Origin of the sequence: Nocardia anaemiae NBRC 100462 (assembly GCF_001612725.1) — a bacterium.
Lineage (GTDB): Bacteria > Actinomycetota > Actinomycetes > Mycobacteriales > Mycobacteriaceae > Nocardia > Nocardia anaemiae.
This window is the reverse complement of the sequence record NZ_BDAZ01000008.1, coordinates 1-25,181: the sequence shown is the minus strand read 5'-3', so window position 1 is coordinate 25,181 and position 25,181 is coordinate 1. Positions and strand designations below refer to the sequence as shown.

23 protein-coding genes are annotated in these 25,181 nt (G+C 65.3%); all 23 read left to right on the top strand.

Annotated features, from left to right (window positions below):
• The first annotated feature begins 108 nt into the window (after positions 1-108).
• A complete protein-coding gene (argS, locus tag NA5_RS05660; protein ID WP_062982651.1) occupies positions 109-1,767 on the top strand; it encodes an arginine--tRNA ligase in 1,659 nt (552 codons plus the stop codon).
• The gene (gene lysA, locus NA5_RS05655) at positions 1,767-3,185 is read left to right on the top strand and encodes a diaminopimelate decarboxylase (RefSeq protein ID WP_062982649.1); all 1,419 of its coding nucleotides are present in this window, start codon (positions 1,767-1,769) and stop codon (positions 3,183-3,185) included. The genes argS and lysA overlap by 1 nt, the downstream gene beginning before the upstream one ends.
• Complete coding sequence (locus NA5_RS05650; protein WP_281201695.1) at positions 3,182-4,591, top strand: homoserine dehydrogenase; 1,410 nt, start codon at positions 3,182-3,184, stop codon at positions 4,589-4,591. The genes lysA and NA5_RS05650 overlap by 4 nt, the downstream gene beginning before the upstream one ends.
• On the top strand, positions 4,588-5,679 hold the full coding sequence (gene thrC / locus NA5_RS05645; protein WP_062982647.1) for a threonine synthase: 1,092 nt from the start codon (positions 4,588-4,590) through the stop codon (positions 5,677-5,679). The genes NA5_RS05650 and thrC overlap by 4 nt, the downstream gene beginning before the upstream one ends.
• A gap of 25 nt (positions 5,680-5,704) precedes the next feature.
• Positions 5,705-6,655 (top strand): homoserine kinase, encoded by a 951-nt coding sequence (gene thrB, locus NA5_RS05640; RefSeq protein WP_062983268.1) that lies wholly within the window; start codon positions 5,705-5,707, stop codon positions 6,653-6,655.
• A gap of 502 nt (positions 6,656-7,157) precedes the next feature.
• A complete protein-coding gene (gene rho, locus NA5_RS05635; RefSeq protein WP_084483950.1) occupies positions 7,158-9,107 on the top strand; it encodes a transcription termination factor Rho in 1,950 nt (649 codons plus the stop codon).
• A 632-nt stretch (positions 9,108-9,739) separates the two neighbouring features.
• Complete coding sequence (gene rpmE, locus NA5_RS05630) at positions 9,740-9,970, top strand: 50S ribosomal protein L31 (protein ID WP_062982643.1); 231 nt, start codon at positions 9,740-9,742, stop codon at positions 9,968-9,970.
• An 83-nt stretch (positions 9,971-10,053) separates the two neighbouring features.
• Entirely contained in the window at positions 10,054-11,124 is a 1,071-nt protein-coding gene (gene prfA, locus NA5_RS05625) for a peptide chain release factor 1 (protein WP_062982641.1), read from the top strand.
• Positions 11,124-11,996, top strand: a complete 873-nt coding sequence (prmC, locus tag NA5_RS05620) for a peptide chain release factor N(5)-glutamine methyltransferase (protein WP_062982639.1) — start codon at positions 11,124-11,126, stop codon at positions 11,994-11,996. Before prfA ends, prmC begins: the two co-directional genes overlap by 1 nt.
• Before the next feature lie 159 nt (positions 11,997-12,155).
• The gene (locus NA5_RS05615; protein WP_062983266.1) at positions 12,156-12,821 is read left to right on the top strand and encodes an L-threonylcarbamoyladenylate synthase; all 666 of its coding nucleotides are present in this window, start codon (positions 12,156-12,158) and stop codon (positions 12,819-12,821) included.
• A 40-nt stretch (positions 12,822-12,861) separates the two neighbouring features.
• A complete protein-coding gene (locus NA5_RS05610) occupies positions 12,862-14,004 on the top strand; it encodes an MraY family glycosyltransferase (protein ID WP_062982637.1) in 1,143 nt (380 codons plus the stop codon).
• 103 nt (positions 14,005-14,107) lie between these two features.
• A complete protein-coding gene (locus NA5_RS05605) occupies positions 14,108-14,563 on the top strand; it encodes a Cg1360 family ATP-synthase-associated protein (protein ID WP_062982635.1) in 456 nt (151 codons plus the stop codon).
• 265 nt (positions 14,564-14,828) lie between these two features.
• Complete coding sequence (atpB, locus tag NA5_RS05600; protein ID WP_174555201.1) at positions 14,829-15,656, top strand: F0F1 ATP synthase subunit A; 828 nt, start codon at positions 14,829-14,831, stop codon at positions 15,654-15,656.
• A 72-nt stretch (positions 15,657-15,728) separates the two neighbouring features.
• The gene (locus tag NA5_RS05595; RefSeq protein ID WP_040687112.1) at positions 15,729-15,977 is read left to right on the top strand and encodes an ATP synthase F0 subunit C; all 249 of its coding nucleotides are present in this window, start codon (positions 15,729-15,731) and stop codon (positions 15,975-15,977) included.
• A gap of 7 nt (positions 15,978-15,984) precedes the next feature.
• Entirely contained in the window at positions 15,985-16,545 is a 561-nt protein-coding gene (locus NA5_RS05590; protein ID WP_062982633.1) for a F0F1 ATP synthase subunit B, read from the top strand.
• A 19-nt stretch (positions 16,546-16,564) separates the two neighbouring features.
• Positions 16,565-17,371, top strand: a complete 807-nt coding sequence (locus NA5_RS05585) for a F0F1 ATP synthase subunit delta (RefSeq protein WP_062982631.1) — start codon at positions 16,565-16,567, stop codon at positions 17,369-17,371.
• Between the two features lie 50 nt (positions 17,372-17,421).
• Entirely contained in the window at positions 17,422-19,059 is a 1,638-nt protein-coding gene (atpA, locus tag NA5_RS05580; protein WP_062982629.1) for a F0F1 ATP synthase subunit alpha, read from the top strand.
• Positions 19,060-19,190: 131 nt separating this feature from the next.
• Positions 19,191-20,162: a F0F1 ATP synthase subunit gamma gene (locus NA5_RS05575; protein WP_062982627.1), complete on the top strand. Its 972-nt coding sequence runs from the start codon at positions 19,191-19,193 to the stop codon at positions 20,160-20,162.
• Positions 20,163-20,180: 18 nt separating this feature from the next.
• Positions 20,181-21,623 carry a F0F1 ATP synthase subunit beta gene (atpD, locus tag NA5_RS05570; RefSeq protein ID WP_062982624.1) on the top strand — a complete coding sequence of 481 codons (1,443 nt, stop codon included), beginning with the start codon at positions 20,181-20,183 and terminating at the stop codon, positions 21,621-21,623.
• A gap of 6 nt (positions 21,624-21,629) precedes the next feature.
• Positions 21,630-22,004 carry a F0F1 ATP synthase subunit epsilon gene (locus NA5_RS05565; RefSeq protein ID WP_062982621.1) on the top strand — a complete coding sequence of 125 codons (375 nt, stop codon included), beginning with the start codon at positions 21,630-21,632 and terminating at the stop codon, positions 22,002-22,004.
• Positions 22,005-22,278: 274 nt separating this feature from the next.
• Positions 22,279-22,701: a DUF2550 domain-containing protein gene (locus NA5_RS05560; RefSeq protein ID WP_062982618.1), complete on the top strand. Its 423-nt coding sequence runs from the start codon at positions 22,279-22,281 to the stop codon at positions 22,699-22,701.
• Between the two features lie 69 nt (positions 22,702-22,770).
• The gene (locus tag NA5_RS05555; RefSeq protein ID WP_062982616.1) at positions 22,771-23,352 is read left to right on the top strand and encodes a cob(I)yrinic acid a,c-diamide adenosyltransferase; all 582 of its coding nucleotides are present in this window, start codon (positions 22,771-22,773) and stop codon (positions 23,350-23,352) included.
• A gap of 150 nt (positions 23,353-23,502) precedes the next feature.
• Positions 23,503-24,762 (top strand): UDP-N-acetylglucosamine 1-carboxyvinyltransferase, encoded by a 1,260-nt coding sequence (murA, locus tag NA5_RS05550; RefSeq protein WP_062982614.1) that lies wholly within the window; start codon positions 23,503-23,505, stop codon positions 24,760-24,762.
• The last annotated feature ends 419 nt before the right edge of the window (positions 24,763-25,181 follow it).

Genomic DNA, 25,181 nt, shown 5'->3' with positions numbered 1-25,181 from the left:
CGCTGTGCTCTTTCCACGTATTGATCCACGGTGCTGGGTGGTTGCGGAGGGCTCCGCCGAGGTGCCCACTCGAGGCGTACACCTGCCCAGACCATAGGATAGAGACTCGTGACTCCAGCTGACCTTGCAGATCTCCTTCGCGCGACCGCGGCGAAGGTGCTTGTCGAACGTGGACTGGACCCTGCGGTCCTGCCCGACGAGGTCAACGTGGAGCGCCCCCGTAATCCGGAACATGGCGACTATGCCACGAATGTGGCCATGCAGGTAGGCAAGAAGGCCGGAACGAATCCGCGTGAGTTGGCGACCTGGCTGGCCGAGGCGCTGGCCACCACGGATGCCATCGACACCGCCGAGGTCGCCGGTCCCGGCTTCCTCAATATCCGGCTCGCCGCCTCAGCACAGGGCGCGATCCTGCGGCAGGTTCTGACCGCGGGCGCCGCCTACGGCACCTCGGACACCCTGAAGGGCACCCGGATCAATCTGGAATTCGTATCGGCCAATCCGACCGGTCCGGTACATCTCGGCGGCACCCGCTGGGCCTCGGTCGGTGATGCGCTCGGTCGCATTCTGGCCGCGCAGGGCGCCGACGTGACCCGCGAGTACTACTTCAACGACCACGGCGCGCAGATCGACCGATTCGCCAACTCCCTGGTCGCCGCGGCCACCGGTGCGCCGACCCCGGAGAACGGCTACGCGGGCGAATACATCGGCGAGATCGCCGCCAAGATCGTGGCCGCGCATCCCGAGGCGCTGACCCTGCCGGAAAACGACCAGCTCGAACTTTTCCGTGCCGAGGGCGTCGAGTTGATGTTCACCCATATCAAGGAATCGCTGCACGAATTCGGCACCGATTTCGATGTGTATTTCAACGAGAGTTCGCTCTTCGAATCCGGTGCGGTCGAAGCGGCCGTGACCAAACTCAAGGATTCCGGCGACCTCTATGAAAAGGACGGGGCCTGGTGGATCGCCAGCTCCGAATACGGTGACGATCAGGACCGCGTCGTCCTCAAGAGCGACGGCAATGCCGCCTATATCGCCGGCGATATCGCCTATTTCCAGAACAAGCGCTCGCGCGGCTTCGACCTGTGCATCTACATGCTCGGTGCGGACCATCACGGCTACATCGGCCGGTTGAAGGCCGCCGCGGCCGCCTTCGGCGACGATCCGGCCACCGTCGAGGTGCTCATCGGGCAGATGGTGAATCTCGTCAAAGACGGTGTGGCCGTGCGGATGTCCAAGCGCGCGGGCACCGTGGTGACCCTCGACGATCTGGTCGAGGCGATCGGCGTCGATGCTTCCCGGTACTCGCTGGTGCGCAGCTCGGTGAACTCGAGCATCGATATCGATCTGAACCTGTGGACCAGCCAGAGCAACGAAAACCCGGTCTACTACGTGCAATACGCGCACGCCAGGACCGCGTCCATCGCGCGCAACGCCGCTGAATTCGAATACGACACGGTGACACCGGATTTCGGCCTGCTCACCGCCGATGAAGAGGGTGAACTCATCCGCACCATCGGCGAATACCCCCGTGCCGTCGCCAGTGCCGCGAGCCTGCGCGAACCGCACCGCGTCGCGCGGTATCTGGAGGAACTGGCCGGTACCTATCACCGGTTCCAGACCAATAAGAACTTGCGCGTACTGCCACTCGGCGACGAACCGGTCACGCCGACCAATGCCGCCAGGCTGGCCCTGGCCAATGCCACCCGTCAGGTGCTGAGCAACGGCCTCGGGCTGCTCGGCGTTAGTGCACCGGAGCGTATGTAGTGAGTGCTCACCCTGCCGGTCCTCGGCACGCAGAAATCCCACATGCGCCCAGCCTCGCGGAGCGGCCGAGCGATCCACGGCAGATGATCGATCTGCCCGCGAATGTCTGGCCGCGCAATGCTTCTCGTGATGCCGATGGCGTCGTACACCTGGCCGGTGTGCCGGTGCACGAACTCGCCGAGCAGTTCGGCACCCCGCTGTTCGTGGTCGACGAGGACGACTTCCGTTCCCGCTGCCGCGATATGGTTGCCGCCTTCGGTCCGGACGCGCGAGTTCACTACGCCTCCAAGGCATTCCTGTGCGGTGAGATCGCGCGCTGGATCCGTGACGAAGGTCTTTCGCTGGACGTCTGCTCCGGCGGCGAACTGGCCGTCGCACTGCATGCGGGCTTCCCCGCGAACCGAATCGCGTTGCACGGCAACAACAAATCGGCTGCCGAACTGGCTGCCGCGGTCGAGGCAGGCGTCGGTCATGTGGTGGTCGATTCGCTGATCGAGATCGAGCGCCTGGAGGCCATCGCGGGCCGCGCCGGAGTCGTTCAGGATGTGCTCGTCCGCGTCACCGTGGGCGTGGAAGCCCATACCCACGAATACATTTCGACCGCACATGAGGATCAGAAGTTCGGCTTCTCGATCTCGGGCGGCGATGCCATGGAGGCGCTGGCGCGGGTCTTCGAGACCGATAATCTCCGACTCGTCGGACTGCACAGTCACATCGGTTCGCAGATCTTCGAAATCGATGGTTTCGAGATCGCCGCGCGCCGCATGCTCGGCCTGCTGCGCGAAGCCATCGACAAGTTCGGCATCGAGCGCACCGCCCAGATCGCCACGCTGGATCTCGGTGGCGGACTTGGTATTTCGTATCTACCCCATGATGATCCGCCGCCGCTGGACGACTTCGCGGCGAGCCTGCGCAAGCTGGTCGCGACCGAGGCGAGTCGCGCCGGGCTGCCCGAACCGAAGATCGCCGTCGAACCCGGCCGCGCCATCGCGGGACCGGGCACCGTCACCCTCTACGAGGTCGGCACCATCAAGGACGTCTCGCTCGACGGCGGACTGCGCAGGCGCTACGTCAGCGTCGACGGCGGTATGAGCGACAACATCCGGCCCGCGCTGTATCAGGCAGACTACGACTGCCGCTTGGTTTCGCGCTCCTCCGACGCCGCGCCCGTCGTCGCCCGGGTCGTCGGAAAGCATTGTGAGAGTGGGGATATCGTTATCCGGGATACTTGGATGCCCGCCGATGTCGGCCCCGGCGATCTGGTCGCCGTCGCCGCGACCGGTGCGTACTGCTACTCGATGTCGAGCCGGTACAACCAGCTGACTCGTCCGGCGGTCGTCGCGGTGCGCGGTGGTGTGCCGCGACTCATTCTGCGCCGGGAAACGGTGGCGGATCTGCTCAGCCTGGAGGTGCAATGAACTCAGTATCGCGTAGCGATTCCATCGGGGGTGGTGGTCAGGTGACGGGTGGGCCGGACGCGGCGAAGTTCGGTGTCTGGGGAACCGATCGTCCGATCGGAGTCGCGGTCCTCGGGATGGGCAATGTCGGCACCGAGGTGGTGCGCATTCTGCGCGACCACGTCGATGACCTGCGGGCACGCGTCGGCGCGCCGGTGGTGCTGCGCGGTGTCGCCGTGCGCAACCTGGACGCCGACCGCGGTATCCCGGCCGAATTGCTGACCACAGATGCCGATGCGCTGGTCGCCCGTGACGATGTCGATCTGGTGGTCGAAGTCATCGGCGGCATCGATCCGGCCCGTCGCCTCATCCTGGCCGCGCTCAATGCGGGCAAATCCGTGGTGACCGCCAATAAGGCCCTGCTGGCCGATTACACCGGCGAACTCGCTGCCGCCGCCGAGCGCAACCGCGCCGACCTGTATTTCGAGGCCGCGGTCGCGGGCGCGATCCCGGTGGTGCGTCCGCTGATCCAGTCGCTGTCCGGTGACCGGGTGAACAAGGTCGTCGGCATCGTCAACGGCACCACCAACTTCATCCTCTCCGCGATGGACGAGACCGGCGCGGACTACGCGATCACGCTAAAGGAGGCCACCCGCCTGGGTTATGCGGAGGCCGATCCGACCGCCGACGTCGAGGGCTACGACGCCGCCGCCAAGGCCGCGATCCTGGCCTCGCTGGCCTTCCACACCCGCGTGACCGCGGCCGATGTGTACCGCGAGGGCATTTCCAAGATCACCGCCGAGGATCTGGAGACCGCTTCCGCACTGGACTGCACGGTCAAACTGCTCGCCATCTGCGAGCGGGTCTCGGCGGGTCCGGGCGAACCGGGTCCGGCAGAGGGCGGAAAGGAGCGCGTCTCGGTGCGCGTCTACCCGGCCCTCATTCCGCGCAAGCATCCCTTGGCCGCGGTCACCGGCGCGTTCAACGCGGTGGTCGTCGAGGCGGAGAACGCCGGTCGGCTGATGTTCTACGGTCAGGGCGCGGGCGGTGCTCCGACGGCGTCGGCGGTACTGGGCGACCTGGTCATGGCGGCGCGCAATAAGTTCTTCGGTGGCCGCGCTCCGGGCGAGTCGGTTTATGCTGAGCTGCCGATCGCGCCGATGGGCGATACGCCCACGCGTTACCACGTGAACCTGCAGGTCGCGGACCGACCCGGGGTGCTGGCCAAGGTGGCGGGCGAATTCGCCAACCATGAGGTGAGCATCTCCACGGTCCGTCAGGAAGGACACGGCGAGGGCGCGCGCCTGGTCGTGGTCACCCACCACGCTGCGGAGTCGGCGCTCGCGGACACCGTCGCCGCCCTGGCGGAAATGGAATCCGTCACATCCGTGACCAGCGTTCTGAGATTGGAAGGCACCAACGAATGAGTACGCGCGTTGCGCCGCAGGCAGGAGTGCACTCGCGGTGGCCCGGCCTGATCGCCGCCTATCGCGATCGGCTGGTCGGCGCCGCCGACTGGGACCCGGTCACCCTGTACGAGGGCGGCACCCCGCTGGTGCCCGCACCGCATCTGTCCGAGCTGACCGGCTGTGATGTCTATCTCAAGGTAGAGGGTCTGAACCCCACAGGATCCTTCAAGGACCGCGGGATGACCATGGCCATCACCGACGCGAAGTACCGCGGTCAGAAGGCAGTGCTGTGCGCGTCCACCGGCAACACCTCGGCATCGGCCGCCGCCTACGCGACCCGGGCCGGGATGAGCTGTGCGGTGCTGATTCCGCAGGGCAAGATCGCCATGGGCAAGCTGGCCCAAGCGGTCATGCTCGGTGCGAAGATCATCCAGGTCGACGGCAATTTCGACGACTGTCTCGAACTGGCGCGCAAGGTCACCGCGGAATTCCCGACCGTCGGTCTGGTGAATTCGGTGAATCCGGCCCGCATCGAGGGCCAGAAGACCGCCTCGTTCGAAATCTGCGATGTGCTCGGCAAGGCGCCCGACGTGCACGCCCTTCCGGTGGGCAATGCGGGCAATATAACCGCCTACTGGCGCGGTTACCGCGAGTACTACGCCGACGGCATCACCACCGGCCTGCCGCGCATGCTCGGCGTGCAGGCCGCGGGCGCCGCGCCGCTGGTCAACGGTGCCCCGGTCAAAGAGCCCGAGACCATCGCCACCGCCATCCGGATCGGCGCGCCCGCGTCCTGGAACGGCGCGGTGGAGGCCAAGGAACAGTCCGGTGGCGCGTTCCGTGCCGCCACCGACGAGGAGATCCTGGAGGCGTACCGACTGGTCGCCGCGACCGAGGGTGTTTTCGTCGAGCCCGCGTCGGCGGCCAGCATCGCCGGGCTGCTCGCCGCACGCAAGGAGGGTTGGCTGGATTCCGGGCTGACCGTGGTGTGCACGGTGACCGGCAACGGCCTCAAGGATCCGGATAACGCGCTCGCGGGAATGCCGCAGGTGCAGGCGATTCCGGTCGACCCGATCGCGGTCGCCCACGAACTCGAGCTGGCCTGAGTTGAATTCGCGCGAAAGCCAACTGATGACAAGGACGCTGCCCGCCGGTCTGTCGGTGACCGCACGGGTGCCCGCGTCCAGTGCCAATCTCGGTCCCGGATTCGATTCGCTCGGCATGGCTTTGGGCATCTACGACGAGATCGAGGTGCGCACTACCGATTCCGGGCTCACCATCCGTGTGGAGGGTGAAGGGGCCGACGACGTGCCATGGGGCCCTTCACATCTCGTGGTGCGCGCGATCGAGCGCGGCCTGGAGGCATCGGGCGTCTGGGCCGATGGTCTCGATGTGGTGTGCCGCAACGTAATTCCGCACTCGCGCGGTCTCGGTTCGTCGGCCTCGGCGGTGGTCGGCGGGCTCGCCGCCGGCTGCGGTCTGGCCGCGAAATTGGATTCGGCACTGGCCACCGGAAGTGACCAATTGGTCCAGCTCGCATCGGAATTCGAAGGTCATCCGGACAATGCGGCGGCCAGCGTGCTCGGTGGCATCGTGGTGTCCTGGACCGAAACCGCCACCGACGGTGCCGCGGCGCCCGATCACGGCCGCGTCTACCGCGCGGTGCGCCTGGATCCGCATCCGACGCTGCGTCCGGTGGTGCTGATTCCGGAAGAGCGCTCTTCGACCGCGCATACCCGTGGCCTGTTGCCCGAGGTCGTGGCGCATGGCGATGCCGCGTTCAATGTCAGTCGCGCCGCGCTCGCGGTCGTCGCCCTGACGCAACGTACCGACCTGCTGCTGCCCGCGACGGCCGATCGGCTGCATCAGACCCAGCGCGCTCCCGCACTGCCGCTGACCACCGCATGGATCGCCCGGCTGCGGGCGGCCGGGATCGCGGCCACGGTATCCGGCGCGGGACCGACCGTACTGGCCTTGGGTACCAGCGAATTCCCCGCAGAACTCCGTGCGCTCGCGGCCATCGACGGCCTCCGCGTGGTCGAGCCGGGACTCGCGGAAGGCGTCCAGGTCGACTGTGTCTGATCGGCGGTACTCCCGGTGCCCTGCGTGGTTACGCTCCGCTACCGCCTCCGGGCCCGTCGCTCGCACCGCGGCGGCGCGTCTGCCTTGCCGATGTTCCAGGTTGCCAGCTATCCTGAGCACGTCCGTACATCGTGCGCATCAGACGCCGGTGCTTCATCAGGGCAATCGCTCCAGCAGGCTCCAGGCTCGAGCCTCCAGGCCATGGGGGTGCTGCGTAGCTGCGCAACTGGAATGATCTCTCCCACCTTTCGGGAACTGGTGGCGAAGCCGCCGGTCCGGCGGGGCAGGTGATACGGCAAAAGCGCCGGTCCGAGCTGTGTGTTCGGCCCTCGCATCCGAGTCCGGCAGAATGCCCGGACTGCGGGACGGAACCCTCGAAACAGCACACGGCAGTCGAGGGAAGGAAAGGATTTCCGTGACAGATACGGACCTGCTCGCGACACCCGGGGTGGATTCCAACCCGGCAGGGGACCGCGAAAGTGACTCCGGACAGATTTCGAAGATGAGCGAACAAACCGACGTCGCACGATCGGGGCTGACTGGAATGTTGTTGCCGCAGTTGCGCGCGCTCGCGGGGGAGCTCGGTATCCGAGGCACCTCCGGAATGCGCAAAGGCGATTTGATCGCCGCCATCAAGGAAAATCAGGCCGGAAAGTCGGCGAAGGCGGAAAAGTCCGCGCGTGGCGAGGTGAAGTCCGATGCGGACGCCGCCAAGGCGGCGCCGACGAAGGCCGAGCAGGGCACCCTCGACGTGACGCCCGCCGCTTCCGCTGCGTCGAAGGACGCCCAGACCAAGGACGCCCAGACAAAGGACGCTCCGGCGAAACAGGCTGTCGCGAAGGAGGCCGTCGCCGACTCCGCAGCTCCGAAGGCAGCCGAGAAGTCGGCCGATTCGAAGTCCGATCAGGCGCAGGCCGAGACTGCCGCGCCGACGGAGAGCACCGAGGAGTCCGGTCGCGAGGGCGGTCAGCGCGGTCGCGGCAGGCAGCGTCGCGGTCGCGACCAGGCCCGCGGCGGTGCCGAGGCCGCAGGTGGCGAGGCCCGTGGTGACGAGCCGAAGCAGGATCAGGAGCAGGGCGACCGCCGCCGCGAACGCAACCAGGGCGAGCGCAACGGCAGTGCCAACGGCGGCCGCGATAGTGGCGGCCGCGATGGCGGTGGCCGCGGCGAGGCCAACCGCGGCGGTGACGAGGACGAGGGCGGTCGCGGACGGCGCGGACGCCGGTTCCGGGAACGTCGTCGTGGTCGCGACCGCGAGGGTGGCGCCGGTGGCGGTGAGGCCCGCGAGCTCGAGATCCGTGAGGACGATGTCCTGCAGCCGGTCGCGGGCATCCTCGACGTGCTGGACAACTACGCCTTCGTGCGCACCTCCGGCTACCTGGCCGGACCGAACGACGTCTATGTCTCGATGAACCTGGTCCGCAAGAACGGCCTGCGCCGCGGTGACGCGATCACCGGTGCGGTGCGCGCCCCGCGTGATGGTGAGCAGAGCAATCAGCGCCAGAAGTTCGATCCGCTGGTGCGTCTGGATACGGTCAACGGCGGTGAGGTCGATGCGGCCAAGCGGCGTCCCGAATTCGCCAAGCTCACCCCGCTGTACCCGAACCAGCGTCTGCGCCTGGAGACCCAGCCGAACAAGCTGACCACGCGCGTCATCGACCTGATCATGCCGATCGGCAAGGGCCAGCGTGCCCTGATCGTCTCCCCGCCCAAGGCCGGTAAGACGACGATCATGCAGGACATCGCGAACGCCATCGCCATCAACAATCCCGAGGTCTACCTCATGGTTGTGCTGGTCGACGAGCGTCCGGAAGAGGTCACCGATATGCAGCGTTCGGTGAAGGGCGAGGTTATCGCCTCGACCTTCGACCGTCCGCCGTCAGATCACACCTCGGTCGCCGAACTGGCCATCGAGCGCGCCAAGCGCCTGGTGGAAATGGGCAAGGACGTTGTGGTGCTGCTCGACTCGATCACCCGATTGGGCCGCGCGTACAACAACTCCTCACCTGCCTCGGGCCGCATCCTCTCCGGTGGTGTCGATTCGACCGCGCTGTACCCGCCCAAGCGGTTCCTCGGCGCGGCGCGCAATATCGAGAACGGCGGTTCGCTCACCATCATCGCGACCGCCATGGTCGAGACCGGTTCCACCGGTGACACGGTGATCTTCGAGGAGTTCAAGGGCACCGGTAATGCCGAGCTCAAGCTGGACCGCAAGATCGCGGAACGACGGGTGTTCCCGGCCGTCGACGTCAACCCGTCCGGCACTCGTAAGGACGAGCTACTGCTCAGCCCCGACGAGGCGGCGGTGCTGCACAAGCTGCGCCGCGTACTGTCCGGCCTGGACTCGCACCAGGCGATCGACCTGCTGATCGACCGCCTGAAGAAGTCCAAGAACAACCTCGAGTTCCTGATGCAGGTCAGCAAGACCGCTCCGGGTGCGCTCGACGAGTAGGTCGAAGACCGGTTGCACTGCCGAAAGGGCTCCGTACGCGCGGGGCCCTTTCGGCGTATGTGGGCTGAAGAAGGCCAGACCGATGCCTGCCGCGCCGACGATCATGAATGCGAGAATGGTCGCCGTGGTCGCCGGGCTGACGACGCTCACCGCGTTGTTGGCCGAATCATACTGTGCGGCAGTGGGTTTCGCGTACGCGTAGGTGTCCGAGCGATCCGGAGTGGCAAACCAGCCGATCGCGACAGTGAGAATCAACGAAACGAAGACCGCCAGTGCAACGCGGCTGTTCACGGTGTTCTCCCTTCTGTCTCGGCACGCCGATGTGCATCAGGCCTCAAACTCTATGAACATTCGTGTTCGCATCCACGAGTAGTTGACTACCTGTATTAAGGGTCCCGTAAGACCACGATCGACGCGTGCCAGTAGTTCAATTGGCAACAAAGACTGGGGGACTACCTAGGGGCGGGAACAAACCGGGGGCCAGGGGCGTTTTGGGAGCGTAACCGCCGTTCTGGCATACTGAGCGGTCGTTGCGTCTGCTCCGCTGAGCAGGCCTCCCGCCTAAGTCGGCTCCGGTTCACGTCTTCGCGATCTGCGCGGGCGACCCGGCGGCCAATATCGAGAGGACACCCATGAAGGCAGGAATTCACCCGGCATATGTCGAGACCACAGTCGTCTGTGGTTGCGGCAATACCTTCCAGACTCGCAGCACCAAGGAGTCGGGACACATCACCGTCGAGGTCTGCTCGCAGTGCCACCCGTTCTACACCGGCAAGCAGAAGATCCTCGACACCGGTGGTCGCGTGGCCCGCTTCGAGGCTCGCTACGGCAAGCGTGCCGGCAAGAAGGCCGACGCAAAGTAGCTTCCTCGCCGACGCCCGGTCCTGCACTGCAGGCCGGGCGTCGGCGCTTTTGTGTGGCCAGTACGGAAAAGAGAGGAAGCACCGTGACGCAACCGTCCGCGATCGATGACATTCTGGCCGAGCACGCGGGCCTGGAGACGCAGCTCGCCGATCCGGCGCTGCACAACGATCCGGGTGCCGCGCGCCGGGTCGGCAAGCGGTTCGCCGAGCTCGCACCGATCATGGCCACCTACAACAAGCTGAAGTCCGCCCGCGATGACCTCGCCGCCGCACAGGAACTCGCGGCCGATGACGCATCCTTCGCCGCCGAGGTGCCGGGTCTGGAACAACAGGTCGTCGAACTGGAGCAGACCCTCGCGGATCTGCTCGCTCCGCGCGACCCGCACGACGGCGACGATGTGGTGCTCGAGGTGAAATCCGGTGAGGGCGGCGAGGAATCGGCGCTGTTCGCCTCGGACTTGGCCCGCATGTACGTCCGCTATGCCGAGCGGCATGGTTGGAAGGTCGAGATTCTCGATGTGAACATCTCCGACCTGGGCGGCTACAAGGACGCGACCATCTCCATCAAGAGCCGCGACGCCGCGCGCGACGGTGTCTGGTCCCGCTTCAAATTCGAGGGCGGCGTGCACCGCGTCCAGCGGGTTCCGGTGACCGAATCGCAGGGCCGCATCCACACCTCGGCGGCCGGTGTGCTGATCTACCCGGAGCCGGACGAGGTCGAAGAGGTGCAGATCGACGAATCGGACCTGCGCATCGATGTCTACCGCTCCTCCGGCAAGGGCGGCCAGGGCGTCAACACCACCGACTCCGCGGTCCGCATCACCCACCTGCCCTCGGGCATCGTGGTGACCTGCCAGAACGAGCGCTCCCAGCTGCAGAACAAGGCCCGCGCCATGCAGGTGCTCGCGGCTCGACTGCAGGCACTCGCCGAGGAGCAGGCCGATCAGGAAGCCGCCGCGGGCCGCGCCTCCCAGATCCGCACCGTGGACCGCTCCGAGCGCATACGGACCTACAACTTCCCGGAGAACCGCATCACCGACCACCGCATCGGCTTCAAGGCGCACAACCTCGACGCCGTGCTCGACGGTGATATGGACGCACTCCTGGATGCCCTTGGCAAGGCGGATCGCGAAGCCCGAATGGCCGCAGAGTAATGACCCGGGTGGCATTGCGCCCGGCCATCAACCAGGCGGTGGAAACCCTGCGGGTGGCGGGTGTGCACAGTCCGCAGGCCGACGCCGAGTACTTGGCCGCCCATCTGCTCGGTGTCGATCGCACCCGGTTGGCGCTGACCCCGCTGGTCGCGCCGGAGCTGATCGAGGAGTACCGAGCCCTGGTTGAGCGGCGCGCGCAGCGAATTCCGCTGCAGCACTTGACCGGTACCGCGGCGATCGGCCAGATCGAACTCGCGGTCGGCCCCGGCGTCTTCGTGCCGCGTCCCGAGACCGAGCTGCTGTTCGCCTGGGCATTGGCGCAGTTGGAGGCGCTGCCGCACGATCACCCGCCGGTCGTCGTCGATCTGTGCACCGGCTCCGGCGCACTGGCACTGGCCATCGCCCAGGCCCGACCGGATGCGGACGTGCACGCGATCGAAATCGATCCAACGGCCCTGCAATGGGCGCGCCGCAACGCCGACCTGCGCATTGCCGAGGGTGATACCCCGATCACCCTGTACGCCGACGATGTCACCGACTCGAATCTGCTCACCGAACTGAATGGCGAGGTCGATCTCGTGGTCGCCAATCCGCCCTACATTCCCGAAGGCGCCGAACTCGATCCCGAGGTCGCCGAGCACGATCCGCATCTGGCCCTCTTCGGCGGTCCGGACGGGCTGGACGTCATCCGTCGGATGATTCCCACCATCACGCGACTGCTGCGTCGCGGCGGCTCCTGCGCCATCGAACACGACGACACCAACGGCTCCGATCTCGCCGCTCTGCTGGCCGAACACGGTGACTTCACCGACATCGTGGAGCATCCGGACCTCGCGGGTAAGCCCCGTTTCGTCGCCGCGACCCGTAACTGATCCGGCCCGGCACCCGGTGTGCGGACCATTCCCGACGGGAGTCGAGTGGTGGGTCTCGGGTCCTGCGACAGCGACCATTCGGCTCGGCTCGGCGAGTATCGGATCGAACCAACCCCGCCGATGGTGGCATCGGGTGGCACGCGTGACAGGATGGTGGCCGTGAGTACCGTCTACGACTGCGCGGATCCCGACTCGCGCGCCGCCGGACTGACCGCGGCCACCAGTGCCCTGAAATCCGGCCGACTGGTCGTACTGCCGACCGATACCCTGTACGGCCTGGCCGCCGACGCGTTCGATTCCACTGCGGTGAGCGATCTGCTCGCCGCCAAGCGGCGTGGTCGCGATATGCCGGTGCCGGTGCTGGTCGGCTCCTGGCACACCATCGACGGTCTGGTGTTCTCGGTGCGTCCGCAGGCCCGCGAGCTGATCCGGGCATTCTGGCCGGGCGGGCTGAGTCTTGTTGTGCAGCAGGCACCTTCGCTCGCCTGGGATCTCGGTGACACCCGTGGCACGGTCATGCTGCGGATGCCGCTGCATCCGGTCGCGCTGGAACTGTTGCGCGAGGTCGGCCCGCTCGCGGTCTCGAGTGCCAATGTCTCCGGACAGCCGCCCGCCAAGACCGCCGCCGAGGCGCGCGATCAGCTCGGCGATCTGGTCAACGTCTATCTCGACGGCGGTCCGGCCGAACACGCGGTCGCGTCTACCATCGTCGACCTCACCGCCGATCAGCCGCGGATCCTGCGCGCGGGCGCGGTACCGGTCGGCGATATCGCCGATGTGCTCGGGATGTCCGCGGAGGCGCTGACCAGTGTCGCGACGCGGTGACCTCGGGAAGCAGTGATCGTATGGCGGATCAGATAAACGGATGATCGGTTCGGGTGCGGTAGTTCCTTTGCGCGAGCTGCTGCTCGTGCTTCTCATCTCGGGCACGGTGACCTTCCTGGCCACCGGTGGAATTCGGGTGCTCGCCATTGCCTTCGGCGCGGTGGCGGTGCCGCGCGAGCGCGATGTGCACATCAAGCCGATTCCGCGGATGGGCGGCGTCGGCATGTACGTCGGGGTGGTCGCGGCCGTGCTGTTCGCACACCAATTGCCCGCACTGCGAAGGGGTTTCGATTACGCGCCGGATATTCCTGCGGTGCTGGTCGCGGCCACGCTGATCGTGCTCGTCGGCATCGTCGACGACCGCTGGGGCCTGGACGCACTGACCAAATTCGCCGGTCAGGTCACCGCCGCCGGTGTGATGGCGGTCATGGGCCTGAGCTGGTACGTCATCTACAACCCGTTCAACGACACGACGGTGGTGCTGGACGCGCTGCAGGGCGGCCTGGTCACCGTCGGCATCACGGTGACCTTGGTCAACGCGATGAATTTCGTCGACGGACTCGACGGCCTCGCGGCCGGATTGGGCCTGATCTGCGCGGGTGCGGTCTTCGTATTCACTGTAGGCCTGCTCTACAGCCAGGGCGGTTCGGTCGACACCTATCCGCCCGCCCTGCTCGCCGCCGCGCTCGCGGGTGCCTGCTTGGGATTTCTGCCACACAACTTTTCGCCTGCGCGAATATTCATGGGCGATTCCGGTTCCATGTTGATCGGGCTCATGTTGGCCGCGGTGTCGACGGGCGCCTCTGGTCGAATCAATTTGGCGGGCTATGGACCTCGCGACATCGTCGGTCTGCTTTCGCCGCTGCTGCTCGTCGGTGCGGTGATGTTCATTCCGGTATTGGATCTGCTGTTGGCGATCGTGCGCCGGGTTCGGGCCGGTGTGAGTTTCTCGACACCGGACAAAATGCACTTGCATCACCGGCTGCTGCAGATCGGACATTCGCATCGTCGCGTTGTGCTGGTGATCTATTTATGGGTCGGCGTGCTCGCCTTCGGCGCCGTCGGCACTTCGCTGATCCATGATCGCCGGATCGTGGTGTTGATGATGGCGGGCGGCCTGGTTTTCGCGCTGGTGGTGACCGCCATACCGGGTCTGCGGCGCAAGGAGCCCGCGGATTCGTAAAGCAAGGCCCAGGTAAAGTGCGGGTCGTGAGGGAGCGAAGCGAGCGAACCATAAACACAGCGTCCGGAGGAACGACGGAGCCGAGCGCCAGCGAGGCGCAGTCGTGAGTCTCACTAACCCCGTTCCCGGTCCCGATGCCCCGCTGAAGGCAGCGCTGCGCTACGGCGTGATCGGTTTGGCCGTGTTGGTGGTGGTTTCGGTGGCCATCGCCTCGGCCGTCGCGGGGCTGTCCGGTCTCTGGGGCGCGCTGCTCGGCGCGGCCATCGGCGGCGGTTTCATTCTCACCACCGCGGCCGTCGTGCTGTTCGGCGCGAAGCTGCCGCCGAGTACCGCGGGCCTGATCATGCTGGTGAGTTGGGTGGGCAAGCTGCTGGTCGCGATGATCGTGATCGCGGTGCTACAGCGGTTCGACTTCTACGACCGGATGGCACTGTTCCTGACCGTGGTCGGGTCCTTGCTGATCGTGCTCGGAGCGGAGACGTATGGCGTTCTGCGACAGAAGGTTCCGTATGTAAACGTACCGACCGGTGAGTCCGATTTGCCCTCTGCGCAGCAATAATCGCCCCCACCTACACGCTGTCGTAGATAACTTGGTAAAGTGTTGGTAAGCAAGCGACCAAGCAAGGGGGGATCACCGAGGTCTCGCCAGCTGTCGCTATGCTTACTGCCGTGCCGGGCTCCGAGGGATTCCGGTTCTGCATGTCGACGAATGTCGCCGACACTACGTACAGACGCCCATGCGGATTACCGCACAGCTGCTGACGAATTTTCGAGCCGACCTGAGTCGACCCAATTGATCGTCAATGTCCGATCGAACCGCGGGAATGACCGTACCCGCGGCCCGAACACGGGAGAGAACGCTGAGCGTCACCACTTTGGCGGGCGAGTTCCACGCGCCATCGCTGTCCGACTTCTTCCCTCCAGCTGTGCTGTTCGAGGGTACGCCGTTCGAACTCGACCGTTTGATGCTGATCCGGCTGTTGATGACCGCCGTGTTGGTACTCGTCATGGTGCTGGCATTCCGCAATCCTCGCATCGTCCCGCGCGGTCTGCAGAACATCACGGAAACCGGATTGGTCTTCGTCAAGGATCAGATCTGTGACGAGGTGCTCGGCAAGGAATCAGGTCGCAAGTACTTCCCATTGATCGCGACGATCTTCTTCGCGGTTCTCTTTCTCAACTTCTCCGGCATCATTCCGGGGCTGAACATCTCGTCGAACGCCCGAATCGGCATGCCGCTGGTGCTGGCCCTCATCGCGTACCTCGCGTTCAACTTCGTGGGTATCAAGAAGTACGGGTTCGTCACCTACATGCGCAGCAGCATCGTCGTTCCGAATGTTCCGCCCGCATTGCACGTGTTGCTGATCCCGATCGAGTTCGTCTCGACATTCATCCTGCGTCCGTTCACGCTGACCGTCCGACTCATGGCAAATATGCTCGCGGGCCACATCATGCTGGTGCTGTTCTTCAGCGCCACCTGGTTCTTCCTCTTCGACGCGGTGGCCTGGATGAAGGTGTTCTCGCCGTTCTCGCTGCTGGCCGGACTCGGGTTCACGCTGTTCGAAATGCTGGTCATCTTCCTGCAGGCCTACGTTTTCGCCCTGCTGACCGCCGTTTACATCGGACTCGCACAACACGCCGATTCGCACTGACCGAACAACTACCGGATATCTGCTACACCACGCCGTCCGGCGGGTGAGCAAAAGAAAGGGAATGGAAGACTCATGAGCCTCGCGTACCTGGCCCAGGAAGCCGCGACCACGTCGGAGAAGTTCAAGGGCTTCGGCGCCATCGGCTACGGCCTGGCCGCCATCGGCCCGGGCATCGGCGTAGGCATCGTCGTCGGTAAGGCCATCGAGGGTATTGCCCGTCAGCCCGAGCTGCAGGGCACCATCCGCACCAACATGTTCCTCGGTATCGCGTTCACCGAGGCCCTCGCCCTGATCGGCCTTGTGGCCGGCTTCATCTTCTGAGATTGCTATGAGCACGCTTTCTTTGCTCGCGGCGGAGACAGGGGAGGACATCAATCCCCTCATCCCCGAGACCTACGACATCGTCTGGTCGGTGGTCTGCATTGCGATTGTCGGCGTCGTTTTCTACAAGTACGTCATCCCGCGCCTCATCAAGGTGTTGGATGAACGTGCGGACAAGATCGAGGGTGGAATCCAGCGGGCCGAGGCCGCGCAGGAAGAAGCCCAGCTGACGCTGCAGCAATACCAGCAGCAGTTGGCCGACGCCCGGCTCGAGGCCGCGCGCATCCGTGAGGACGCACGCACCCAGGGCCAGCAGATCCTCGCGCAGATGCGCGCGGAAGCACAGGCCGAAAGCGACCGCATCGTCGCCGCCGGTCACAGCCAGCTGGAAGCTCAGCGCCAGCAGATCCTGACCGAGCTGCGCGCCGAAGTCGGCAAAACTGCCGTCGATTTGGCCGAAAAGATTATCGGCCAGTCGGTTTCGGACGAAGCTAAGCAGGCGGCATCCATCGACCGGTTCCTGTCCGAACTCGATCAGTCGGATGCGGCCATCGGGGTCGGAAGGTAGCGACGCGAAAGTGAGAAGCATGTACGCAGCGAGCCGCGAGGCAAGCTCCCGGGCACGGGAGGCACTTCGGGCCGCTCTGACCGGAAGCGACAGTGTTGCGGCCACGACGGGGTCGGAACTGTTCGCCGTTGTCGCCGTGCTGGACGACCAGCGTTCGCTGCGTGTTGCGCTCGCGGACGTGTCGGTGCCCGGCTCGGTGCGCGCCGAACTCAGCGAGCGGGTCTTCAGCGGCAAGGTCAGCCCCGCCACCCTGGCGGTGCTGACCACCGCGGTGGCCCAGAACTGGTCGCGCACCGCCGACTTGGTCGACACCCTGGTGTTGCTCGGTCAAGAGGCGTTGCTGGAGTCCGCCGCCGACAGCGGACGACTCGGGGCGGTCGAGGACGAATTGTTCCGGCTCGGCCGGATCATCGGCGACAATCCCGAACTGGAGCAGGCACTTTCGGATCGTGCGAAGCCCGCCGCGGCCAAGCGCGAGCTGATCGACCGGCTGCTCACGGGCAAGACCGAGACCATTACCCAGACCCTGGCGGATCAGGTGGTCACCCGGTCGACGAATATCGGCGGCGCGTTCGGCGAGCTGTCCGATCTCGCGGCCGCGCGGCGCGATCAGATCGTCGCGCATGTACGTGCCGCGGTCGCGCTGACCGACCAGCAGCGTGACCATCTCGGGGCGTCGTTGCAGCGCATCTACGGCAAGCCGGTCACGGTGCACGTGCAGGTCGATCCGAGTCTGCTGACCGGCGTCGTGGTGCGGGTCGGCGACGACCTGATCGACGGCAGCGCCACCGGCCGCTTGGAACGGCTGCGTCGGGCTCTGGCCTGACGACCCACCACCCCCCGACATTCAGACCAGACAGCGAGAGCAGGAAGACTATGGCGGAGCTGACGATCTCCACCGATGAGATCCGTAGCGCGATCGAGAGCTACACCCAGAGCTACACCCCGGAAACCTCCATCGAAGAAGTCGGTGTCGTCACCGACACCAGCGACGGCATCGCGCACGTCAGCGGCCTGCCCTCGGCGATGGCCAATGAATTGCTCGAGTTCCCTGGTGGTGTGCTCGGCGTCGCGCTGAACCTCGAGGACCGCGAGATCGGTGCGGTCATCCTCGGCGAGTTCGCGGAAATCGAAGAGGGCCAGCAGGTTCGCCGCACCGGCGACGTGCTCTCGGTCCCCGTCGGTGACAAGTTCCTCGGCCGCGTGGTCAACCCGCTCGGCCAGCCGATCGACGGCCTCGGCGAGATCGAGTCCGAAGAGCAGCGCGTGCTGGAACTACAGGCGGCGACCGTGCTGCAGCGCCAGCCCGTCGAGGAGCCGCTGGCCACCGGCATCACCGCCATCGACGCCCTGACCGCCATCGGTCGTGGTCAGCGTCAGCTGATCATCGGCGACCGCAAGACCGGCAAGACCGCGGTCTGCATCGACGCGATCCTGGCGCAGAAGGCGAACTGGGAGACCGGCGACCCGAAGAAGCAGGTCCGCTGCATCTACGTCGCGATCGGCCAGAAGGGTTCCACCATCGCGGGCGTGAAGACCGCGCTGGAATCGCATGGTGCGATGGAGTACACCACCATCGTCGCGGCCCCGGCCTCCGACTCCGCTGGCTTCAAATGGCTTGCGCCCTACACCGGTTCGGCGATCGGCCAGCACTGGATGTACCAGGGCAAGCACGTCCTGATCGTGTTCGACGACCTGACCAAGCAGGCCGAGGCGTACCGCGCCATCTCGCTGCTGCTGCGTCGTCCGCCGGGCCGCGAGGCGTACCCGGGTGACGTCTTCTACCTGCACTCGCGCCTGCTGGAGCGTTGCGCGAAGCTGTCCGACGAGATGGGCGCGGGCTCGATGACGGGTCTGCCGATCATCGAGACCAAGGCCAACGACATCTCGGCGTTCATCCCGACCAACGTCATCTCCATCACCGACGGCCAGGTCTTCCTCGAGTCCGACCTGTTCAACAAGGGTGTCCGTCCGGCGATCAACGTCGGTACCTCGGTCTCCCGTGTCGGTGGCGCCGCCCAGACCAAGGGCATGAAGAAGGTCGCCGGTTCGCTGCGTCTGGAAATGGCGCAGTACCGCGAGCTGGAGGCGTTCTCCGCCTTCGCCTCCGACCTCGACGCCGCCTCGCTCGCACAGCTGGAGCGTGGTGCCCGCTGGGTCGAGCTGCTCAAGCAGGACCAGTACTCGCCGGTTCCGGTCGAGGACCAGATCGTCTCGATCTTCCTGGTCGACGCCGGCTACTTCGACTCGGTTCCGGTTGCCGACATCCGTCGCTTCAACGCGGAACTGCTCGAGGATCTGCACCGCAGTGCGGCCGACGCCTTCAAATCGATCGAGGGCGGCAAGGTCCTCGACAACGAGAACGGCGATGCCATCAAGGCGGCGACCGACAAGTTCAAGCAGGGCTTCCTCGCTTCGGACGGTTCGCGCGTCGTGAACGAGGCCGCCGCCGGTGAGCTCGACCACGAAGAGGTCGAATCGCTGTCGGTGACCCGCAAGCACGTCGAGAAGTAATCGAGTCCGCTGATGCGCTATTCGATCCGCAGCATGAGGGACGGGCACGGAGGCGGTAGCTTGCGTGACCACGCAGTGCCCCGCGAATGCTGCAATCCGAAACCGATGGATGAAGGGAGTGTGAACCGCTGATGGCAAGCTTGCGTGAATTGCGCTCCCGCATTCGTGGTGTGAGTTCGATCAAGAAGATCACCAAGGCCCAGGAGCTGATCGCGACCTCGCGAATCTCCAAGGCCCAGGCCAGGGTTGCGGCCGCCAAGCCGTTCGCCGAGGAGATCACCAAGGTCCTCGGTGAGCTGGCGAGTGCGTCGACGAGTCTGTCGCACCCGCTGCTGACCGAGCGCGCGAATCCGCGCCGCGCCGCCGTCCTGGTGATCACCAGTGACAGCGGCATGTGCGGTGGCTACAACTCCAACGTGCTCAAGCGCGCCGAGGAGCTCATGGTCACCCTGCGTGGCGAGGGCAAGGAGCCGGTGCTGTACGTGATGGGCAATAAGGGCCTCACGTACTACACCTTCCGCAATCGGCCGGTGGTCAGCGCCTGGACCGGGTTCTCCCAGCAGCCGAAGTACAACGATGCCACGGCCGCCTGCCACCACCTGGTGGACGCGTTCATGGCGGGATCCGAGGCTGAGATTCCGGCCCCGAACGGGGTGGGCAATATCGAGGGCGTCGACGAGTTACACATCGTGTACACCCGTTTCGTCTCGATGCTGACCCAGACCCCCGAGGTTCGTCGCCTGGCGCCGATCCAGGTCAGCTATGTCGACGAAGACTACGACATGGGTGAGGACAGCTTCACCGACTCGCCGACCGCGGAACTCACCGCGCAGTACGAGTTCGAGCCCGATGCCGATGTGCTGTTGGCGGCGCTGCTGCCCAAGTACATCAACACCCGCATCTACTCATCGTTGCTCGAGGCAGCGGCATCCGAGTCCGCGGCTCGGCGCACCGCAATGAAGGCAGCCACCGACAACGCCAACGAACTGGCCAATGTGCTTACCCGGCAGGCGAATTCGGTGCGGCAGGCCCAGATCACGCAGGAAATCAGCGAAATCGTCGGCGGCGTGAACGCGCTGGCTTCGAGCTCGGACCGCGACTAAAGGCGCAGGAAGAGAAAAATGACCGCAGCAGTCACACAAGAGAGCCGGACCGGCGCGAAAACAGGTCGCGTCGTCCGCGTCATCGGCCCCGTCGTGGACGTCGAGTTCCCGCGGGGTTCCATCCCTGAGCTGTTCAACGCTCTGCACGCCGAGATCACCCTGACCTCGGTGGCCAAGACCCTGACCCTCGAGGTCGCCCAGCACCTCGGTGACAACATCGTGCGCACCATCTCGATGCAGCCCACTGACGGTCTGGTCCGTGGCGCCACCGTCACCGACAGCGGCAAGCCGATTTCGGTGCCGGTCGGTGACGTCGTCAAGGGCCACGTCTTCAATGCCCTCGGCGACTGCCTCGACGCGCCGGGTACCGGTCGCGACGGCGAGCAGTGGGGCATCCACCGCAAGCCCCCGTCATTCGACCAGCTCGAGGGTAAGACCGAGATCCTGGAGACGGGCATCAAGGTCATCGACCTGCTGACCCCGTACGTGAAGGGCGGCAAGATCGGTCTGTTCGGTGGTGCCGGTGTCGGCAAGACCGTGCTGATCCAGGAGATGATCACCCGTATCGCGCGTGAGTTCTCCGGCACCTCGGTGTTCGCGGGCGTCGGTGAGCGCACCCGTGAGGGCACAGACCTGCACCTGGAAATGGAAGAGATGGGCGTCCTCCAGGACACCGCCCTCGTCTTCGGTCAGATGGACGAGCCGCCGGGCACCCGTATGCGCGTCGCCCTCTCGGCCCTCACCATGGCCGAGTACTTCCGCGACGTGCAGCACCAGGACGTGCTGCTGTTCATCGACAACATCTTCCGGTTCACCCAGGCCGGTTCCGAGGTGTCGACCCTGCTCGGCCGCATGCCCTCGGCCGTCGGTTACCAGCCGACGCTGGCCGACGAGATGGGTGAGCTGCAGGAGCGCATCACCTCGACCCGTGGTCGGTCCATCACCTCGCTGCAGGCCATCTACGTGCCCGCCGACGACTACACCGACCCGGCACCGGCGACCACCTTCGCCCACCTCGATGCGACGACCGAGCTTTCCCGCCCGATCTCGCAGAAGGGCATCTACCCGGCCGTCGACCCGCTGACCTCGACCTCCCGCATCCTGGAGGCCTCGATCGTCGGCGCGGAACACTTCCGGGTCGCCAACGAGGTGAAGCGGATCCTGCAGAAGTACAAGGAACTGCAGGACATCATCGCCATCCTCGGCATGGACGAGCTCTCCGAAGAGGACAAGGTCCTCGTCGGCCGGGCCCGCCGTCTGGAGAAGTTCCTCGGCCAGAACTTCATCGTGGCCGAGAAGTTCACCGGCCAGCCGGGTTCGGTGGTGCCGCTGACCGACACCATCGAGGCGTTCGACCGCGTCTGCAAGGGCGAGTTCGACCACTTCCCGGAGCAGGCGTTCAACTCCTGCGGTGGTCTCGACGATGTCGAGGCGGCCGCGAAGAAGATCGCCGGAAAGTAGTCACCCATGGCGGAGATGTCAGTTGATCTGGTCGCCGTCGAACGTTTGCTCTGGTCCGGCCAGGCCACGTTCGTCAGCGCGCAGACCACCGAAGGTCAGATCGGCATCATGGCGGGTCACGAGCCGCTGCTCGGCCAGCTGGTCGAGGGCGGAATCGTGAGCATCGTGCCCACCGAGGGTGAGCGGATCACCGCGGCGGTGCACGGTGGGTTCTTCTCGGTGACCGCGACCTCGGTCCGGGTGCTGGCCGAATCCGCGGAGTTCGCCGATGAAATCGACATCGAGGCGGCCCGCCGGGTGTTGGCCGACGCCGATGCCTCCGAGGAAGCCAAGATCGCGGCACAGGGCCAGGTGCGCGCGGTCGAAGAGGCGAAGGCGTAGTACCGCACCAGGATTGGGCACGACCGATAGCACGGCGCTGTCGGCGGCGAAGATATTCGCCGCCGACAGCGCCGTTTCCGGCTTCGAACGTTCAAAGACAAGGCCCCGCCATTTGTAAACTCGGGGCCGTGGTTGAATGGCCGAACGCGGTGTGAGCATCAGGCCCGGAGGCGGTGGCCTGCGTGACCACGGAGGGCCTGCGAATACCGCCGATCGAATGTCGTGTCGTCGACACGACGGCTGAACGAAGGGACGAACGGCATTGCAGACCGGGATGGTTCTCCTGATCATTCTGGTGCTCACGCTCGTTCTCTTGGCGTTGGCCTCCACCTACCGGCTGATCATGTTGCGCCGCGGCGGCACCGCCGCGATTCTGCGAGTGCTGCCCGCGCGCGGCGGACAGGGTTGGCGGCACGGCCTGATTCGGTATGACGAGGATCGCCTCGTCTTCTACAAACTCTCCAGTCTGAAACTTGGCCCCGATTCCACCATTCGACGCCAGGGCATCGAGATCGGTGATCGGCGCGGCCCGCGTGGCGACGAATACGACATCATGACCGACGAGATCGCGGTGACCGCGGTTTCCGATAGCGACGGCAATTACGAACTGGCCCTGGACCGTGGCTCACTGGCAGCCTTCCTGTCCTGGGTCGAGTCCAGGCCCTCCGATCGCACCCGTCGGCTGCCCGGACTCTAGGCTCCTCCGTCGAGTTACCCATCTGCATACCAAATCAGTTGTGGCGTGTGCAGCGATAGGGTGGGGCATGTGAGTGTGCATCTAACGCGGATCTACACGCGGACCGGCGACGACGGGACGACCGGTCTCAGTGATTTCTCGCGGGTGGCCAAAACCGATCCGCGGCTGGTCGCTTATGCCGACTGTGACGAAACGAATGCCGCCATCGGTGTGGCCGTTGCGCTCGGTGACCCGGCCCCGGAGTTGCTGACGGTATTGCGCCAAGTGCAGAACGATCTGTTCGATGCGGGCGCGGATCTTTCCACCCCGGTGGTCGAGGAGCCGAAGTATCCGCCGCTGCGAATCACCCAGCCGTATATCGATCGCCTCGAAGCGTGGTGCGATGAGTTCAATGCCGAACTGCCCGCGCTGAATTCGTTCATTCTGCCCGGTGGTACGCCGCTGGCCGCGCTGTTGCACACCGCCCGCACGGTGGCGCGGCGCGCTGAGCGCTCGGCATGGGCGGCGGTGCAGGTGCATCCGGACGATACGAATATCCTTCCGGCGAAGTACTTGAACCGCCTCTCCGACCTGCTGTTCATCCTCAGCTGTGTCGCCAACCCGGGCGGAGACGTGTTGTGGAAGCCTGGTGGCGAACAAGGTGGTTCGTGAACCGTTCGATCCGCACCGACACACGCAAAAGTTGCTGGACACCCTGAAATGTGTCCCAGCAACCTGGATATAACCCCGGCACTGCTACCACCGGCCCGCAACGCAACTATCCTTTGCACCAACAGTGCGCCGAATACGCGGAGAGGCGGCATGGAACGGTTTTTGGTTACTGGCGGGAATCGACTCGTCGGTGAGGTCGCGGTCGGGGGTGCGAAGAACAGCGTCCTCAAGTTGATGGCGGCTGCCTTGCTGGCCGAAGGCACGACCACCATTACGAACTGCCCGGACATCCTCGATGTGCCGTTGATGGGTGATGTGCTGCGCGGCCTCGGCTGCGACGTGACCATCGACGGGTCGGTCGTCAGGATCAACACGCCCGCGGAGCCCAAGTACCACGCGGATTTTCCGGCGGTGACCCAGTTCCGCGCTTCGGTCTGTGTGCTCGGCCCGCTGATGGCGCGGTGTAAGCGAGCCGTTGTCGCACTGCCCGGCGGTGACGCGATCGGTTCGCGGCCGCTGGATATGCATCAGGCGGGTCTGCGTCTGCTCGGCGCGACGAGCGAAATCGAGCACGGTTGTGTGGTCGCCCGTGCGGACGAACTGCAGGGTGCGCGGATCAGGCTGGACTTTCCCTCGGTCGGCGCGACCGAGAACATCCTCATGGCGGCCGTGCTGGCCGAGGGCGAGACGGTCATCGATAACGCGGCCCGTGAACCCGACATCGTCGATCTGTGCAACATGCTCGTTCGGATGGGTGCGCGGATCAGTGGCGCGGGCACGTCGGTGCTCACCATTCAGGGGGTCGAGCGCCTCGCGCCGACGACGCACCAGGTGATCGGTGACCGCATCGTTGCCGCGACCTGGGGAATCGCCGCGGTGATGACCATGGGTGATGTCCGGGTCACCGGCGTGAACCCCAAGCACCTGTCGCTTGTGCTGGACAAGCTGCGTTCGGCCGGTGCGCGCATTTCGTTCGAACCGGATGGTTTCCGGGTGATCCAGGCCGATCGGCCGCGCGCGGTGAATTTCTCGACGCTGCCGTTCCCGGGATTCCCGACCGATCTGCAGCCGATGGCCATCGGGCTGGCGGCGATCGCGGACGGCACCTCGATGATCACCGAGAACATCTTCGAGGCGCGCTTCCGATTCGTGGAGGAGATGATCCGGCTGGGCGCCGACGCGCGGACCGATGGACATCATGCGGTGGTGCGCGGAATTCCGCGGTTGTCGAGCGCGCCGGTGTGGTCGTCCGATATTCGAGCGGGCGCCGGATTGGTACTTGCCGGTCTGGTTGCCGATGGCACCACCGAGGTGCACGACGTCTTCCATATCGACCGCGGCTACCCGAATTTCGTCGAGCAGCTGCAGGCGTTGGGTGGTCAGGTGGAACGAGTCGGCGCGGCGGATTGATCATGTGAACGGCAGGCGTCGATACCCTCGTGCCGAAAAGCGTTCCTGACCAGGCGATTTGACATCGTGCACACCGACACGTAACTTTATTCGAGTCAGAGCGACACGGACACCGACCCGGGGCCCACGCGCTGAGCCGAAAGGCTGGGCGAAGGACCAGGGACACGAGGTAGGACGTTGAGCGCCTGACGATCACACTAGCTCGAACGAGACCCCGATTTTGAATCGGGTTCACGACTGAGCTAAGCTGGATAAGTTGCCTCACCGATCGACCGGGTCAAATCCGTGAGATGGTGTGTGCGTGTGTTCTTTGAGAACTCAATAGTGTGTCGATGAATGTCAGTGCCAATAATTTATTGGTTCCGGCTCCTCAAACCCCCGTTTGGGTGGGTCGGACATTTAAGTCAGCAAATACTTTT

Coding starts and splice junctions, on each gene's coding strand:
- NA5_RS05650 (WP_281201695.1), top strand. CDS start 3,182: ATGAACTCAGTATCGCGTAGCGATTCCATCGGGGGTGGTGGTCAGGTG.
- thrC (WP_062982647.1), top strand. CDS start 4,588: ATGAGTACGCGCGTTGCGCCGCAGGCAGGAGTGCACTCGCGGTGGCCC.
- thrB (WP_062983268.1), top strand. CDS start 5,705: ATGACAAGGACGCTGCCCGCCGGTCTGTCGGTGACCGCACGGGTGCCC.
- rho (WP_084483950.1), top strand. CDS start 7,158: ATGAGCGAACAAACCGACGTCGCACGATCGGGGCTGACTGGAATGTTG.
- rpmE (WP_062982643.1), top strand. CDS start 9,740: ATGAAGGCAGGAATTCACCCGGCATATGTCGAGACCACAGTCGTCTGT.
- prmC (WP_062982639.1), top strand. CDS start 11,124: ATGACCCGGGTGGCATTGCGCCCGGCCATCAACCAGGCGGTGGAAACC.
- NA5_RS05610 (WP_062982637.1), top strand. CDS start 12,862: ATGATCGGTTCGGGTGCGGTAGTTCCTTTGCGCGAGCTGCTGCTCGTG.
- atpB (WP_174555201.1), top strand. CDS start 14,829: ATGACCGTACCCGCGGCCCGAACACGGGAGAGAACGCTGAGCGTCACC.
- NA5_RS05595 (WP_040687112.1), top strand. CDS start 15,729: ATGAGCCTCGCGTACCTGGCCCAGGAAGCCGCGACCACGTCGGAGAAG.
- NA5_RS05590 (WP_062982633.1), top strand. CDS start 15,985: ATGAGCACGCTTTCTTTGCTCGCGGCGGAGACAGGGGAGGACATCAAT.
- NA5_RS05585 (WP_062982631.1), top strand. CDS start 16,565: ATGTACGCAGCGAGCCGCGAGGCAAGCTCCCGGGCACGGGAGGCACTT.
- atpA (WP_062982629.1), top strand. CDS start 17,422: ATGGCGGAGCTGACGATCTCCACCGATGAGATCCGTAGCGCGATCGAG.
- NA5_RS05575 (WP_062982627.1), top strand. CDS start 19,191: ATGGCAAGCTTGCGTGAATTGCGCTCCCGCATTCGTGGTGTGAGTTCG.
- atpD (WP_062982624.1), top strand. CDS start 20,181: ATGACCGCAGCAGTCACACAAGAGAGCCGGACCGGCGCGAAAACAGGT.
- NA5_RS05565 (WP_062982621.1), top strand. CDS start 21,630: ATGGCGGAGATGTCAGTTGATCTGGTCGCCGTCGAACGTTTGCTCTGG.
- NA5_RS05560 (WP_062982618.1), top strand. CDS start 22,279: ATGGTTCTCCTGATCATTCTGGTGCTCACGCTCGTTCTCTTGGCGTTG.
- murA (WP_062982614.1), top strand. CDS start 23,503: ATGGAACGGTTTTTGGTTACTGGCGGGAATCGACTCGTCGGTGAGGTC.